This is a genomic window from Vibrio sp. HI00D65 (genome assembly GCF_001635455.1).
Classification (GTDB): domain Bacteria; phylum Pseudomonadota; class Gammaproteobacteria; order Enterobacterales; family Vibrionaceae; genus Vibrio.
Genome location: NZ_LWEH01000093.1, coordinates 1 through 220, shown reverse-complemented (window position 1 = coordinate 220; position 220 = coordinate 1). Strand labels below are relative to the sequence as shown.

Below are 220 nucleotides of genomic sequence, written 5' to 3'. Positions count from 1 at the left end.
GTTAGATAAACCTTGATGCCTAAAGCCGTTAGTACCGAAGCGGTATCAATAGCGAATTGCTTTGAATCTAATCGGCCATCATAGCCTACAACGACACCTCTCATGGTCGCGTTGTGCACATGTTCAATTAGATAGTGACCGAGCCCAGTTGCGGTTTCTTGAATGACTAAGCGGTTCATTCTGTTTGGGCCACATCCTACTTTGCCTCGAAGACCCGCTG

1 pseudogene is annotated in these 220 nt (G+C 47.3%); it reads right to left on the bottom strand.

Annotated elements, in window-relative coordinates:
* Positions 1–220: pseudogene (locus A3712_RS09840) on the bottom strand (phospho-sugar mutase); the annotation flags it as partial.